This is a genomic window from Streptomyces sp. TBY4 (genome assembly GCF_024213195.1).
In the GTDB taxonomy this organism is placed as follows: domain Bacteria; phylum Actinomycetota; class Actinomycetes; order Streptomycetales; family Streptomycetaceae; genus Streptomyces.
Genome location: NZ_JANAVF010000009.1, coordinates 1 through 15223 on the forward strand (window position 1 = coordinate 1; position 15223 = coordinate 15223).

The 15223-nt window shown below is 72.8% G+C and carries 13 protein-coding genes; 8 read left to right on the forward strand and 5 right to left on the reverse strand.

The annotated features are described in order from the left end of the window. Positions 1-226: 226 nt before the first annotated feature. The 3 genes from cmk to der all read left to right on the forward strand — a co-directional run bounded on the left by cmk (position 227) and on the right by der (position 3111). Positions 227-934, forward strand: a complete 708-nt coding sequence (gene cmk, locus NLX94_RS21705; protein ID WP_254384668.1) for a (d)CMP kinase — start codon at positions 227-229, stop codon at positions 932-934. 56 nt (positions 935-990) lie between these two features. Continuing rightward, on the forward strand, positions 991-1578 hold the full coding sequence (locus NLX94_RS21710; protein WP_254384928.1) for a 1-acyl-sn-glycerol-3-phosphate acyltransferase: 588 nt from the start codon (positions 991-993) through the stop codon (positions 1576-1578). A gap of 75 nt (positions 1579-1653) precedes the next feature. Beyond that, positions 1654-3111 carry a ribosome biogenesis GTPase Der gene (der, locus tag NLX94_RS21715; protein ID WP_254384669.1) on the forward strand — a complete coding sequence of 486 codons (1458 nt, stop codon included), beginning with the start codon at positions 1654-1656 and terminating at the stop codon, positions 3109-3111. A gap of 31 nt (positions 3112-3142) precedes the next feature. Here the strand turns inward: der and NLX94_RS21720 are convergent, their stop codons facing one another. Next, entirely contained in the window at positions 3143-3640 is a 498-nt protein-coding gene (locus tag NLX94_RS21720) for a hypothetical protein (protein ID WP_374684005.1), read from the reverse strand. A gap of 197 nt (positions 3641-3837) precedes the next feature. Further along, a complete protein-coding gene (locus NLX94_RS21725) occupies positions 3838-4635 on the reverse strand; it encodes a hypothetical protein (protein WP_254384671.1) in 798 nt (265 codons plus the stop codon). A 286-nt stretch (positions 4636-4921) separates the two neighbouring features. Between NLX94_RS21725 and NLX94_RS21730 the strand changes: the two genes are divergently transcribed. Beyond that, positions 4922-5572 (forward strand): transglycosylase family protein, encoded by a 651-nt coding sequence (locus NLX94_RS21730; protein WP_254384672.1) that lies wholly within the window; start codon positions 4922-4924, stop codon positions 5570-5572. A gap of 200 nt (positions 5573-5772) precedes the next feature. Here NLX94_RS21730 and NLX94_RS21735 read toward each other — a convergent pair whose 3' ends face one another. Further along, positions 5773-7473 (reverse strand): MFS transporter, encoded by a 1701-nt coding sequence (locus tag NLX94_RS21735; RefSeq protein ID WP_254384673.1) that lies wholly within the window; start codon positions 7471-7473, stop codon positions 5773-5775. Between the two features lie 242 nt (positions 7474-7715). Here NLX94_RS21735 and NLX94_RS21740 point away from each other — a divergent pair, with 242 nt between their 5' ends. Together NLX94_RS21740 and NLX94_RS21745 are read left to right on the forward strand one after the other, a co-directional pair. After that, on the forward strand, positions 7716-8831 hold the full coding sequence (locus NLX94_RS21740; RefSeq protein ID WP_254384674.1) for a hypothetical protein: 1116 nt from the start codon (positions 7716-7718) through the stop codon (positions 8829-8831). Between the two features lie 271 nt (positions 8832-9102). Then, positions 9103-10260 (forward strand): phosphatase PAP2 family protein, encoded by a 1158-nt coding sequence (locus tag NLX94_RS21745; RefSeq protein ID WP_254384675.1) that lies wholly within the window; start codon positions 9103-9105, stop codon positions 10258-10260. A 323-nt stretch (positions 10261-10583) separates the two neighbouring features. On the opposite strand, the gene NLX94_RS21750 is transcribed toward NLX94_RS21745, so the two are convergent. Next, positions 10584-11576 (reverse strand): YafY family protein, encoded by a 993-nt coding sequence (locus tag NLX94_RS21750; protein WP_254384676.1) that lies wholly within the window; start codon positions 11574-11576, stop codon positions 10584-10586. Between the two features lie 153 nt (positions 11577-11729). Here NLX94_RS21750 and NLX94_RS21755 point away from each other — a divergent pair, with 153 nt between their 5' ends. After that, positions 11730-12899 (forward strand): acyl-CoA dehydrogenase family protein, encoded by a 1170-nt coding sequence (locus NLX94_RS21755; RefSeq protein ID WP_254384677.1) that lies wholly within the window; start codon positions 11730-11732, stop codon positions 12897-12899. Positions 12900-12965: 66 nt separating this feature from the next. On the opposite strand, the gene NLX94_RS21760 is transcribed toward NLX94_RS21755, so the two are convergent. Beyond that, positions 12966-13418 carry a cell division protein SepF gene (locus tag NLX94_RS21760; RefSeq protein ID WP_254384678.1) on the reverse strand — a complete coding sequence of 151 codons (453 nt, stop codon included), beginning with the start codon at positions 13416-13418 and terminating at the stop codon, positions 12966-12968. A 284-nt stretch (positions 13419-13702) separates the two neighbouring features. On the opposite strand from NLX94_RS21760, the gene NLX94_RS21765 reads away from it, so the two are divergent. Next, positions 13703-14854 (forward strand): DUF5685 family protein, encoded by a 1152-nt coding sequence (locus NLX94_RS21765; protein ID WP_254384679.1) that lies wholly within the window; start codon positions 13703-13705, stop codon positions 14852-14854. Positions 14855-15223: the final 369 nt, after the last annotated feature.

Here is a 15223-nt window from a genome sequence, read left to right on the forward strand (position 1 = left end):
CAACCACAAGACCCGCCAGCCCGTCACACGATCACTGGTCGCCTACGACCACTGATCATTCGGAATGACTCATCTAGGCCGTCTCTTCCGGATCTTGCCCGGCCCGCGCCGCCCGCCGCCGCCCTCCGACGCCCCGGCGGGCGGTGGCGAAAAGCCCGGTAACCTGGAGGAGGGGCGCTATTGGCGCGCCCGGACACGTACGCGCAACCAGGAAGGTGCCCGCACCGTGGAAACCGCAGCTCCGACCGCCGTGATCGTCGCCATCGACGGTCCCTCCGGCACGGGCAAGTCCAGCACTTCCAAGGCCGTGGCCGCCAAGCTCGGGCTGCGCTACCTGGACACCGGTGCCCAGTACCGGGCCATCACCTGGTGGATGATCACCAACGGCATCGACACCGCGGACCCGCAGGCCATCGCCCTCGCCGCGGGCAAGCCCGTCATCGTGTCCGGCACCGATCCCGCCGCCCCCACCATCACCGTCGACGGCCTGGACGCCTCCGGCCCGATCCGGACCCAGGAGGTCACCTCCAAGGTCAGCGCCGTCAGCGCCGTCCCCGAGGTGCGCACCCTGATCACCGAGCTCCAGCGCTCCATCGCCGCCGAGGCGGCCGACGAGGCAGACGGCATCGTCGTCGAGGGCCGGGACATCGGCACCACCGTGCTGCCCGATGCCGACCTGAAGATCTTCCTCACCGCCTCCGCCGAGGCCCGCGCGGCCCGCCGCAGCGGCGAGCTGCGCGGCAAGGAGGCCACGGACCTCGCGGCCACCAAGGAGGCGCTGCTCCAGCGCGACGCCGCCGACTCCGGCCGCAAGACCTCCCCGCTGGCCAAGGCGGGCGACGCGGTCGAGGTGGACACCACCGAGCTCACGCTCGACCGGGTGATCGAGTGCGTCGTGACCCTCGTGGAGGAGAAGCGGGCGGGGCGCTCGTGAGCGATACGCCCTCCCTCAAGGGTGCGGCGGTCGGCCGGCGGATCGGCATCGGGCTCATGTACGGCCTCTGGAAGCCGCGCGTGCTGGGGGCCTGGAAGGTCCCCGCCACCGGCCCCGTGATCCTGGCCGTGAACCACTCGCACATCATCGACGGACCCATGCTCATGGGCACCGCACCCCGGCCGCTGCACTTCCTGATCAAGAAGGAGGCGTACGTCGGTCCGCTCGGCCCCTTCCTCGAAGGGATCGGCCAGGTCAAGGTGGACCGCTCCGGCACCGACCGGACCGCCGTCAGCCGTGCGCTGGGCGTACTGGAGAACGGCGGGGCCCTGGGAATCTTCCCCGAGGGCACCCGGGGCGAGGGCGATTTCGCCTCGCTGCGCGCGGGCCTCGCGTACTTCGCGGTCCGGGCCGGCGCGCCCATCGTGCCGGTCGCCGTCTTCGCGAGCACCGAGCGGCGCAGCCGCCTCGTCAAGGCGCTGCCGCCGCTGAAGAGCAGGGTCGACATCGTCTTCGGCGATGCCTTCGACGCCGGGGACGGCAGTGGCCGCCGTACCCGTACCGCGCTGGACCAGGCCACCGTACGCATCCAGGACCGGCTGACCGCCCACCTGGCCGACGCCAAGCGCCTGACCGGGCGCTGAGCGAGACTTGACCTAGTAGTGGGACCGCGCTGCGCGGGCCCCACCGATCACCACGAACGACGAGGAACGGACTTCATGAACGACCAGCACGACCACGGAGCACTTGGCGATGCCGAGTACGCGGAGTTCATGGAGCTCGCCGCGGAAGAGGGCTTCGACATCGAGGACGTCGAAGGCGCGCTAGAGGAAGCCGGTCACGGCCCGCTGCCCGTCCTCGCCGTCGTCGGCCGCCCGAACGTCGGCAAGTCGACCCTGGTGAACCGGATCATCGGCCGCCGCGAGGCGGTCGTCGAGGACAAGCCCGGCGTCACCCGCGACCGCGTCACCTACGAGGCCGAGTGGGCCGGCCGCCGGTTCAAGGTCGTCGACACCGGCGGCTGGGAGCAGGACGTCCTCGGCATCGACGCCTCCGTCGCCGCCCAGGCCGAGTACGCCATCGAGGCCTGCGACGCGGTCGTCTTCGTGGTGGACGCCAAGGTCGGCGCCACCGACACCGACGAGGCCGTCGTCCGCCTGCTGCGCAAGGCCGGCAAGCCCGTCGTCCTGTGCGCCAACAAGGTCGACGGCCAGAGCGGCGAGTCCGACGCGGCCTCCCTGTGGTCCCTGGGCCTCGGCTACCCGCACCCGGTCTCCTCCCTGCACGGCCGTGGCACCGGTGACATGCTCGACGCCGTCCTGGAGGCCCTGCCCGAGGCCCCCGAGCAGCGCTTCGGCACCGCCGTCGGCGGTCCGCGCCGGATCGCGCTCATCGGCCGCCCGAACGTCGGCAAGTCCTCCCTCCTGAACAAGGTCGCCAAGGAGGACCGCGTCGTCGTCAACGAGCTGGCCGGCACCACCCGCGACCCGGTCGACGAGCTGATCCAGCTCGGCGGGGTGACCTGGAAGTTCATCGACACCGCGGGCATCCGCAAGAAGGTCCACCTCCAGCAGGGCGCGGACTACTACGCCTCCCTGCGCACGGCCGCCGCCGTGGAAAAGGCCGAGGTCGCGGTCATCCTGATCGACACGATGGAGAACATCTCCGTCCAGGACCAGCGCATCATCACCATGGCCGTCGAGGCGGGCCGCGCGATCGTGATCGCGTACAACAAGTGGGACCAGCTCGACGAGGAGCGCCGCTACTACCTCGAGCGCGAGATCGAGACCGAGATGCAGCAGGTCGCCTGGGCGCCCCGGGTGAACGTCTCGGCGCTCACCGGCCGCCACATGGAGAAGCTGGTCCCGGCGATCGAGACCGCGCTCGCGGGCTGGGAGACGCGCGTCCCGACCGGCCGTCTGAACGCCTTCCTCGGCGAGGTCGTCGCCGCCCACCCGCACCCGATCCGTGGCGGCAAGCAGCCGCGCATCCTGTTCGGTACGCAGGCGGGCAGCAAGCCGCCGCGGTTCGTCCTCTTCGCCTCGGGCTTCCTGGAGCACGGCTACCGCCGCTTCATCGAGCGCCGCCTGCGCGAGGAGTTCGGCTTCGAGGGGACCCCGATCCACATCTCGGTCCGCGTCCGCGAGAAGCGCGGTGCGCAGCACAAGAAGAAGTAGCGGGAAGAAGAAGCAGCGGGAAGCCGCCGGGCTAGTAGCCCCGGCGCGGAGCGGGCGGCAGGGCCGCCGGGATGTGCTGCATCCCGGTCTGGTGCTGCCGCCCGCCGGCGTATCCGGCCCCTGCGTACGAGTACTGCGGCTGCGGGGCGGGGGAGGGCTGCCAGGCGTCCGCCTGCTGCCCGGCGTGCTGTCCCGCCGACTGCCATGAGGAACCGTTCCAGCCGCTCCCGTAGGAGCTCGGGGAGCCCGCGGCGGAGGTGCTGCCGTACGTGCCCGCGCCCCCGCCGTACGCGCCGCCTCCGTACGCGCCGCTGTACGAGCCCCCGTACGAGAACGCCGTGAAGCCGAGGTCCTCCTCGCCCGTCCGGTCGCCGGGCAGGGCCCGGAAGGCGCGCAGGTACTCCGAGTACAGCGTGTCGTAGATGGGGGTGTGCGAGGCGGTCGGAGAGCTCCCCAGCTCCCGTGCGGGGCGCATCGGGGGGACGCTGCTCGGATAGGACGGGGCGCGGGAGACATCGTAGGAATGCACGTATCAGCCAACGAAACCGGCGGCCCACGGATGCGGGGTCGCGGGGCGGAAAACGCAGATCGCCGGGGGTGCGCGGGACGGACCGCGCACCCCCGGCGCACGCCGCCCGGCCCCCTGGGCGGGGGTCGGACGGCCGATTCGGGGACGGAAGACAGAGCGGGGGCGGGAGCCGGGGAAGGCCCCGGCGGGCCGGTGCCTCAGGCGCCCGGGGTACCCGCCAGCGGCATCGAGGCGGCGACCAGTTTGCCGTTGCGGGCGGCCTTGTCCAGGGCGTCGCGCAGCAGGTCCTCGCGGGGCTGCTGGCCGATGGTGCCGACGGGGGCGGCGTACACCAGGACGCGCTGCGTCTTGTTGACGGCGGCCCGCCAGCCGTCGGTCACCGACAGCGGCCGGTGCGCCTGCCACCAGGCGATCTGACCGGGCTGGAGCACCGAGTGCAGCTGGCCGGCGGCGAGCAGGATCGACCAGCCGCTCAGGGCCTGCGGGACCTCTTCGGTCTCGGTCATGGGGATGAAGCCCTGCTCGATGAGGAGCGGGAGGAAGTCGTCGCCGGGACCGGTGGTGCCCGGGCGCGCGATGGGCGCGGTCGGCTCCACCACGAGGGCAGGGTGCAGCTCGCCGTTGATCAGGATCAGGCCGCTGGTGATGCCGAGGACGGCCTGGCCGCCCGGCACGGACTGCGGTACCTCGCCGGCGGGGGAGGCCGCCGGGGCGGGGCTGTCGCCCGTGATGGAGCGGACGGCGCCCTGGAGGTCCGCCTCGGGCACGGAGACGACCTGGGAGGGGATGCAGCCGGCGTGCGCGAAGGCCAGGACGGCCGTCTCGTCGCCGACGAACAGCACGGTGCTGGTCTGCTCGCGCTCGGAGTCGCCGGGGGTGCGGCAGGAGGTGCAGTCGTAACTGCCCGGGGATCCGTCACCTGCGAGCAGCCGCTCGGCCTCCTCGTCGCCGATCTCGGCACGTACCTCATCACTGACTTCGAGCATGCGCGGCACGGGGTGGCTCCTCGGACTAGGCGTGCGGGGCCGGGGGGTTCCGGCTCGCCGGGATCAACGGGGGAGTGGCGGCCGGGGTCACGCCGTTTGAGGGAACGGAATCGAACCGGACCCCCGAAGGAGTGAACGGTCTGACCGGGCCGTTGTTTTCGTGCCAACTCTTTTTTGGTTGTGCGCAGTTGCTGGCCGGTGCTGGTCGTTTGGGGTGTGGGCCGAGCGGGTGGGGGCGCGCGGGGCGCGGTGTGGCGGGCGCGGGGGGTGGTACGGGGCTGCGTAGCGTGACGCGATGCGCAACTTCGGGGTTCCGGGCGGGATCGGGGCGGCGGCCCTGGTGGCGCTGCTGCTCGTCGGGTCCGCTTCGGCGGCGGTCGCGGCACCGCCCCCGCCCAGGCCCGGGGCGCCCGGCCGGGCGGTGGACTGCGGGCCCGGCGGCCAGTGGCCCTGGGACTGCGTGGCCGACTGCGAGAGCGGGGGCCGCTGGGCGGTGAACACGGGCAACGGCTTCTACGGCGGACTGCAGTTCTGGCAGCCGACCTGGGAGGAGCACGGGGGGCTGGCCTTCGCGCCGAGGGCGGACCTCGCCACCCGGGAGCAGCAGATCCGGGTGGGGGAGGAACTGCTGGGCAGCCAGGGCTGGGAGGCGTGGCCCGTGTGCGCGAAGCGGTACGGGCTGGCGGGGCGGATGCACGTGGTGCGGGGCGGGGACACGCTGGTCGCGATCGCGCGGAAGCGTGGGGTGCCGGGTGGGTGGCAGGCGCTCTACGCGGCGAACCGGGGGGTGATCGGGGATCGGCCGGGGGTGTTGCGGATCGGGATGCTGTTGGCGCTGCCGGCTGTGCGGTCGGATTCGGCTCCTGCTCCGCAGGTGTCACCGGCGCCGGTGCCCGCTGCGGTTGCGGCCCCGCCTGCGCCAGGTGTGCTGCCTTCGGGGGCGTAGGTGGTGGGTGGGTGCGGGTGGGTCGGCCCTGCGGGGCGGGGTCCCCTACCCGCCCTTCGCCCGTTCCCCGGGCTGCGCCCGGACCCCCCTGGGGCTCCGCCCCGGACCCCGCGCCTCAAACGCCGGCGAGGCTGAAATTTTCCGGCGCAGCCGGAAAATCCAGCCCGTCCGGCGTTTGGTAGGGGGCTCCGTGCGGAGGGTCAGGCTGGGTGGCCGAGCACCGGGTCGTGGTCGGGGGAGGGCTGGGCCGGGATGCGGGCGCCCGTGGGCGCGGTCGGGGACGAGGGCTCGTGGCCCGGCTGGGCGGGGAGGCGAACCGGGTGTGCCTCGGGGTCCGCGCATTCCATCGTGCGGGGGAGTTTCAGGGCCATCGCCGCGCCCGCCAGGAGCAGGGCCGCGCTGACGACCAGCGTCACGTGCAGCCCGTGGACGAAGGAGTGGCGGGCGGCCGAGAAGAGGGACTCGCCCGCCGGTCCGCCGAGTCGCGTCGCGATCTGGTAGGCCTCGCCCAGGGAGTGCGAGGCGCCGGCCGAGTCGGCCGCCGAGACTCCGGGGACGGCCGCCAGGCCGGGTGCGTAGGCCGCGTTCATCACGCTGCCCAGCAGGGCGATGCCCATGCCCGCGCCGAGCTGGTAGGAGGTCTCCCCGATCGAGGCGGCGCCGCCGGCCGTCGCGGCCGGGGCCTCGCTCAGCATGGACTCGTAGGCCGCGAACAGGGTGGTCTGCAGGCCGAAGCCGAGGAGGATGAAGCCGACCGTGAGGAGGACCGGGCGGTCCTGCTGGCCCATGAGGGTCAGGAGCAGGACCGCGAAGGCCGTCAGGACGAAGCCCAGGGAGACCATCCGGCGCGGGCCGGTCCGGGCCAGGGTGTACGAGCCGGTCGCGCCCGCCGCCATCGCGGCGAAGGTGAGCGGCAGCAGGCGCAGCCCGGTCTCCAGCGGGCTCAGGTGCAGGACGAGCTGGAGGTACTGGACGGCGATCAGCTCCAGGCCGACCAGCGCCAGCATGGCCAGCACGATGCAGCCCACGGAGGTGGTGAAGGCGGGCCGGGAGAACATCCGCATGTCGATCAGGGGGTGGGGCCGTCGCTTCTGGCGGCGGACGAACAGCACCAGGAGCACCGCTCCGACCAGCAGCGGGACCAGTGCCTGCGGGTCGGCGAACTGACGCTCGGCCCCCAGCCGCTTGATCCCGAGCACCGCGCCGAGCACGCCGCCGGCCGCCATGAGGGCGCCGAGCACGTCCCAGGGTCCGTCGGACGTGCCCCTGGACTCGGGCAGCAGCCAGCGGCCCAGCGGCAGGATCATGATCATGAGCGGGATGTTGATGAGGAAGACCGAGCCCCACCAGAAGTGCTGGACCAGGAAGCCGCCCAGGACTGGTCCGCTCGCCGCGCCGATGGCGGCCACCGCGGTCCAGATGCCGATGGCGAGGGCCCGCTCGCGCCGGTCGGGGAAGACCTGGCGCAGGATCGACAGGGTGGCCGGCATGATCATCGCGCCGCCGACGCCCAGCAGGGCGCGGGCGGCGATCAGGACCTGGGCGTTGTCGGCCAGGGCGGCCACGGCCGAGGCCGCGCCGAAGAGCCCGTAGCCGAGCAGCAGGATGCGGCGGCGGCCCACGCGGTCACCGAGGGTGCCGAAGAGGATGAGGAGGGCGGCGCAGACCAGCGGGTAGGCGTCGACGATCCAGAGGAGTTCCATCGGACCCGGGCGCAGGTCCTCGGTGACGGAGGGGACGGCGACGTGCAGGATCGTCGCGTCGAGCGCGACGAGCACCAGGCTCACGCAGAGGACCGCCAGGACGGCCCAGCGGTTGGCCCCGCCGGAGGCCGCGCCGAGTCGCCGCAGTCGCTGCCAGGGGGAAGGGGTCCTGTCGCCGGTCACGTTCGTCCCCGACATGCATGTACCTCCCAGGTGATCCCTCGCACTCGGCGGACCAGCGTGTTCTCGGGGCCACGGGTGGGGAGGTGGCGTCCTACGGGGTCCGGCGTCGACACGCGAGTGAAGAGTCAGCGTACGCGAGTTCGGCTGTCCGACACGTGGTCAAGCTCTCATCCCGCCGCGGCTGCGCTGTGGTGTGCGCCACTCGTCCCACCTCGGACCTCCCTGTCCGGGCCCGACCGCCCCGGACCTCGATAATCATGCCCGTGAAGGATCTTGGATTTCGCCGGGCCGCGCCCGCTCTGGCCGTGTTCGTGGCGGTGCGGCTGCTCGGCCTGACCGTGCTCGCGGTGTGGGGGGCGGTGGCCGGAAGCAGTCCCCACACCCTGCTCTCGGCCCGCTGGGACTCGCTCTGGTACGCCCGCATCGCCGCCGAGGGGTACGGGTACGAGGTGGCGCTCCCGAACGGCGACGTCCACTCCAACCTGGCCTTCTTCCCGCTGCTGCCCTGGCTGGAGCGGCTGGTCTCGGCCGTCACCGGGCTCGGGTACGGCTCCGCGGGCCTGGTGGTGTCGGCGCTCGCCGGGCTCGCCGCGGCCTGGGGGATCTTCGCGGTCGCCGAGTCCGTCCACGGCCGCCGGGCCGGGGTGTTCGCCGTCGCGGTCTGGGCCGCGCTGCCCGTCGGGATCGTGCAGTCGATGGCGTACAGCGAGTCCCTGTTCACCGCGCTGGCCGCCTGGAGCCTCTACGGGGTCCTGCGCGGGCACTGGCTCACCGCCGGCCTGCTCGCGGCCGGGGCGGGGCTGACCCGCCCGGTCGGCGCCGCCGTGGTCGCGGCGGTGTGGGTGGCGGCCGCCCTGGCCCTGCGCGGCGGGGAGCGCTCCTGGCGGCCGGTGGCGGGGGCGCTGCTGGCCCCGCTCGGCGCGGCGGCGTACGTGCTGTGGGTGGGTGCGCGCACCGGCGGCGGCCTCACCGGCTACCTCGACGTGCAGGGCGGCTGGGGCAACGGCTTCGACGGCGGCTGGGCCTTCGCCCGGTTCATCGGGGCGCGGCTGGCCTCGCCCGCCTTCCCCGCCGGGATCGGGCTGATCGCCGGGGTCGCGCTGGTGCTGTGGCTGTACGTGCTCTGTGTGCGCCGGCGCCAGCCGGTGCCCCTGCTGGTGTACGCCGGGATCGTGGTGGCGCTGGCCCTGTGCGCCTCCGGGTACTTCGGCTCCAAGCCCCGGCTGCTGCTGCCCGCCTTCCCGCTGGTGTTCCCGCCGGCGGTGGCGCTGGCCCGGTGGCGCACCGGCCGGGCGGCCGCGGTCCTGGCCGCGGCGGCGGCCGGCTCGGCCGCGTACGGGGCCTTCTGGCTGAACGGCTCGGGGCCTCCGTAGGCCGCGGCGGGACGGGCCCGCGCGGCGGAAGGCGGCCCAAGATCACGGAATGGGACGTTCCGCGCCGATCTTCCGGCAAAACAATTGACCGGGGACGATAAACGCGGTGTAAGTGTGCGGGGAATGGCGGGACGAAGGGACCTTCCCCGCTCCAACCAAAGGACGAATACCGGGAATTAAGTCCCGCATGAGACCAACTCCACATCACATGGTCATCACAAAGCCCGCGATTCGCCCGGGCCGCCCATCGGCGCGCGGTAACGTCGATTGAGTGCGTACCGACCAAATCCTGCCCAGACTGGAGCGGGTGTTCGCCCGGCTGGACCGGGAACCAGAGCGACCGGCTCATCTGCAAACGCCGCGGATGAGCCGGCACCGCGTCGTGCTCCTCGGCGCGACCCTCGGCTTCTACCTCGCCATCGTCGTCGCGGTCCTGGCCACTTCCTGGCTCGTCCGCCTCGACTGGCAGATCATGTTCTTCCGGCCCTACGAGCAGTGGCCGCAGCTCCACGCCTTCCTCGACTACCTCGTCGTCCTGGGCCAGCGCGGCCCCACCGCGGTCATGGTCGCCGCGTGGCTCGGCTGGCGGTCCTGGCGGCAGCACACCCTCCGTCCGCTGATCACCCTCGGCGTGGCGCTGCTGCTGCTCAACATCACCGTGGGCGCCGTCAAGCTCGGCCTGGGCCGGCTCGGTCCGCACTACGCCACGCAGATCGGCTCCGCCGAGCTCTTCGCGGGCGGCGATATATTTCCTTCCGGCCACACCGCCAACGCCGTGGTGACCTGGGGAATCCTGGCCTACCTGGCCTCGACCACGGTCACCCGCCGGGTGCTCTCCCTGGTCTCCGCCGTGGTCTCCCTGAGCGTCGGCGCCACCACCGTCTACCTGGGCACCCACTGGGTCAGCGACGTCCTGCTCGGCTGGCTCGCCGGCCTGCTCGTGCTGCTGGCGCTGCCGTGGTTCGAGCCGCTCATCGCCCGGGCCGAGGCCTACGTCTTCGACCTGCGCGCGCGGCTGCGCAGCCTCGTGGAGGCCGGGCAGGTGCCCGAGGCGCTCACCGGGCTGCTCGTCCCGGTGCTGTCGGCCGGTGGCAAGTGGCGGCTCGAGCGGACCGCGGAGGAGCCGTCCGCAGGGCAGCCGGTGCAGGCCGGAGCGCCCGCGCAGGCTCCCGGTCCGGTGCCGGTCGCTGTGCCGGTTCCGGTTCCGGTTCCGGCGTCGGCTTCCGCCCAGGCCCCGGCCTCCGCTTCCGCTTCGGTGCAGACCGCGGGGCACCAGCCGGCCGTCCGGCCCGCCGTCCACCTCGCCGGCCGCCCGCACCTGATCCGCTCCGAGCGGACCCCGCTCACCCCGGCCGGCAGCCGCCGCCCGGCCCATGCGGAGCGCGCCCCGGCGCGCGGCACGGCGCCCCGCCCGGCCACCGGCGGCTGAGCCGGACGGTACGCACCCCCTCCGCTCGCACGCACACGGCGGGCCCCGGTCGAGGACCGGGGCCCGCCGCGGCGCGTCCGGGCCGGCGCGGGCCCTTCGGGGCCGCGCCGGCAGCGAAAGGCCCGGAACGTCAGCGGCGCGCCGGGACGTTCCTCCAAACCGGGTCACGCTTGGGTCACGGATTGTCGACAGTCTCCCACGGCGGAGTTCGTCTGGACCTTTTATTTCCCGTCCCGCGACACGCCCGGGATGAATTCTGTTTCGAATTCCTCCGGAACTCCCCGGAATTGTGGCCGGGATGTACTCCGATCCCCTCCGCTTCCTTACAAGTCCTTCACTTCTCCGGTCACTTCGCGCGGTTCCAGAGACCTGCCGAGCCGATCTCGCGCGGCCCTGATCCGGTCCTTCAGCTCGACCGGTTCGACGACTTCGAACTCACACCCGATCAGCATGATGTGAATGACCATGACGTCGAGGTTGACCGCCCCCGTGCGCAGGATGCAGCTCTCCTCGTCGAGGGGCTCCAGGGTCCCGTCGGCCGGCCCGAGGATCCGCGCCGCCTCCTCCTGGGGCACCCGCAGCCGGACGACCGCGCGGGCCGCGTACACCCGCTGGGAGATGCCCTGCGAGACGTACGCGGCGAGGTCCTCGGCGGGCGGCGGGCGCGGGGTGAAGCGCGGTCCGTGCGGGGGCCTGGGCTCGATCCGGTCCACCCGGAAGGTCCGCCAGCCCTCCCGTTCCAGATCCCAGGCGACGAGGTACCAGCGGCGCTCGCTGCACACCAGCCGGTGCGGTTCGACGGTCCGGCGGGTGACCGCGCCCCCGTGGTCCCGGTAGCCGAAGCGCAGCCGCTCGGAGTCCCGGCAGACTCCGGCGAGCTCGGTCAGCACCGAGGAGTCGACGGTGGAGGCGCCCGCCCCGCGGAACATGGGCACGGTGAACCGGTTCAGCGCGGACACCCGGGACCGCAGCCGGGCCGGCAGCACCTGCTCCAGCTTCGCGAGCGCCCGTACGGAGGCCTCGCCGATGCCCTCCACGCCGTTCCCGGCGGCGGTCCGCAGCCCCACGGCCACCGCGACGGCCTCGTCGTCGTCGAGCAGCAGCGGCGGCAGCTCGGCCCCGGCCCCCAGCTGGTACCCGCCGCCGGTGCCCGGACTGGCGTTCACGGGGTAGCCGAGATCCCGCAGCCGGTCCACGTCCCGGCGCACGGTCCGCGCCGTCACACCGAGCCGGTCGGCCAGGTCGGCCCCGGTCCATTCCCGGTGGGCCTGCAACAGGGACAACAGGCGCAGCAGTCGCGCGGAAGTATCGAGCATGCCCGCAGTCTCCCCCAGGGGCGGGACCGCGGGAGCGGGGGACGGGACCGGCGGACAGGACCCGGGTCACACCGGCAGCGGGTGGACCGCGGACCGGCGGACCGACAAACTTGCGGCGCTAGGTTTTGTGATCCCGGCCTGCCAGGAGGCGCAGTGTCCTTCGTTCCCACCGACCCGCTCGGGCTCGACGAACTCCTCACGCCCGAGGACCTCGCGATCCGGGACACCGTCCGCGGCTGGGCCGCCGACCGGGTCCTGCCGCACATCGCCGAGTGGTACGAGAACGGCGAGCTGCCCGGGATCCGCGAGATCGCCAAGGAGCTCGGCTCCCTCGGCGCCCTCGGGATGTCCCTCCAGGGGTACGGATGCGCGGGCGCGAGCGCCGTCCAGTACGGGCTCGCCTGCCTGGAACTGGAGGCCGCCGATTCCGGGATCCGCTCGCTGGTCTCCGTCCAGGGCTCGCTCGCGATGTACGCGATCTGGAAGTACGGCTCCGAGGAGCAGAAGCAGCGGTGGCTGCCCGGCATGGCCGCCGGCGAACTCATCGGCTGCTTCGGCCTGACCGAGCCGGACGTCGGCTCCGACCCCGCCGCGATGCGCACCCACGCCAAGCGGGACGGCTCCGACTGGGTGCTGAACGGCCGCAAGATGTGGATCACCAACGGCTCGGTGGCCGCCGTGGCCGTCGTCTGGGCGCAGACCGAGGAGGGGATCCGCGGCTTCGCCGTCCCCACGGACAGCGCCGGCTTCTCCGCCCCGGAGATCAAGCACAAGTGGTCCCTGCGCGCCTCGGTGACCAGCGAGCTGGTCATGGACGACGTACGGCTGCCCGCCGACGCGGTGCTCCCGGGCGTCACCGGACTCAAGGGGCCGCTCGGCTGTCTCAGCCACGCGCGGTACGGGATCGTCTGGGGTTCGATGGGCGCGGCGCGCGCCAGTTTCGAGTCGGCGCTCGGCTACGCGAAGACGCGCGAGCAGTTCGGCAGGCCCATCGGCGGCTTCCAGCTCACCCAGGCCAAGCTCGCGGACATGGCGCTGGAGCTCCACAAGGGGATCCTGCTCGCCCACCACCTGGGGCGCCGGATGGACGCGGGGACCCTGCGCCCGGAGCAGATCAGCTTCGGCAAGCTCAACAACGTCCGCGAGGCCATCGAGATCTGTCGGACCGCGCGGACGATCCTCGGCGCCAACGGGATCTCCCTCGAATACCCCGTCATGCGGCACGCCACCAACCTCGAATCGGTCCTCACCTACGAGGGCACCGTCGAGATGCACCAGCTCGTGCTGGGCAAGGCGCTCACCGGGCTCGACGCCTTCCGCTAGGCCGGGTGGGGCCCGCTGGATGCCGGGAGGGCCGGAAGGAACCGGGGGCGGCCGGTGAGGCCTTGCTCAGCTCTGGTTGAAGAAGTCGCGCGAGCGGCCGCCGGGCTCGCCGCTCACGATCTGGGTGTCGGCCGGGGTCAGCAGGAAGACCCTGGTCGCCACCCGCTCGATGGAACCGCGCAGACCGAAGGTCAGACCGGCCGCGAAGTCGACCACGCGCTTCGCGTCGCCCGGGTCCATCGAGGACAGGTTCACGATGACCGGGACACCGTCACGGAACAGCTCGCCGATGCCGCGGGCGTCGCGGAAGCCGTCCGGGGTGACCGTCGCGATGCGGCGGCCCTGCTCTACGGCGGACTCGGACGCCACCTTGACACGGGGGTCCGTGACCCACTGCTCCCCGGGGCCGACCACCGAACCCCCCTGCGGGGCCTCCGCGTAGTCGTCGTCGTAGTAACGCTCGTCGTCGCTGTCCTCTACGAGACCCAGCCAGGCACTCGCCTTGCGCACCGAACCCATGGACGCCTCCTTTCATCGCGGTCAGTTCTGTCTTGTCTTCCGCGTCCCTATCGTCGTCCATGATGCTGACAACGCGCCAAGTGGATAGTCGCCGCGCAGGGGTTTCGTGACGGTACTGGTGCAGAACATCCGTTGCACGGTCAAGGATCCCGGCGGGTACCGCTGCTGACTGAGTGAAAATACGACCAGTGCGGCCGTACGGGTGATCGACGGGGACGTACGGGTGACGCGCGGTCTCGCTACGATGCCCGTCGCGCACGCGTATGACACTCGGGGGAATCCTTTTGTTCGGCATCGTCAGACCCTGCACTCACCGGCTCGGGGAGCGGTTCAAGGCGGAGTGGATGGCCCATCTCTGCGGGCTGTGCCTGGCACTTAGGGGGGATCACGGCCAGTTCGCCAGGATCGTGACCAACTACGACGGGCTGCTCGTCTCCGTTCTGACGGAGGCTCAGTCGGGACCCGCCCCCGGCTCCCGGCGCACCGCCGGCCCCTGTCCACTGCGCGGGATGCGCACCGCGGCCGTGGCCAACGGCGAGGGGGCGCGGCTCGCCGCCGCCGTTTCGCTCGTCCTGGCCTCCGCGAAGGTGCGCGACCACGTCGCCGACCGGGACGGCCTGTTGGCCCGCGCCCCGATCGCCCTCGCGGCGCGCCGGGTGGCCCGCGGCTGGGACCGGGCGGGTGCCCGGACCGGGGCCTCGCTCGGCTTCGACACGGCCGTGCTCGTCGACGCCGTGGACCGGCAGGCGGGCATCGAGACCCTGGCCGGAGCCGGCACGCCCGTGCTCGTGGTGACCGAGCCGACCGAGACCGCCACGGCCGCCGCCTTCGCCCATACCGCGACCCTCGCCGGGCGGCCAGGCAACGCCCCCGCGCTCGCCGAGGCGGGACGCTACTTCGGGCGGCTCGCGCACCTGCTGGACGCCGTCGAGGACCAGGCGGCGGACGCGGCGGCGGGTGCCTGGAACCCGCTGACCGCCACCGGGACCCCCCGTACCGAGGCGCGCAGGCTCTGCGACGACGCGCTGCGGGGCATCCGGCTGGCCCTGCGGGAGGTGGATTTCGCCGACGCGGGGCTCGCCCACCGGCTGCTCGTGCACGAGCTGCGCACCTCGGTGGACCGCGCCTTCGGCACCTCCGGCTGCGCCCACACGGTGACGGACCCGGCTCCCGGGGGCTCCTTCGGCCCGCCGCCGGTGGACTTCGGCCCGCCTCCGGCGCCCCCGCGCAGGCCGCGCCGGGACCTGCTGCCGGGCTGCGCGGTGGCCATCGGGCTGTTCTGCACCTGCCAGATGTGCTGCACGGAGCACGAGGGGCCGTGGTCCCGGGAGAGGAAGGACCCGTGGTGCGACGCGGGCGACTGCTGTGACGGCTGCGACTGCTGCAGCAACTGTGGCTGCGGTGACTGCTGCTGCTGTCCCTGCGACGGCTGCTGAGGACGTTCCGGCTCCGCTTCGGTTCCGGATCGGCGACCACTTGACGGCGGCTTGGTGACGGCTTGGTTCCGGATGGGTGCGGGCTTGGCCGGGTCCTGCGCGGCACTGATCCGGCAGGGCGATTTTCGGCCGTTCCGGGATCGGGTGTGCACGGGGTGGTCGCATGGCCTGGTCTGCGACAAGGGAGTGTGTCGGCCGGTGAGGTCGGGCGCGAGCGGACAGTGGCCGGAATCAGCTCTTGCCGGGCGTGTCTGATGCCAGAAATTCTTCGATAGCATTTACGGGGTTTGTCAGGGGCACGGCGAACGGTGATCTACCGGCTGTGGTTCCTGCTGCTCGCACGAGCCCGGGCCTTGCACCTGCCCCCGG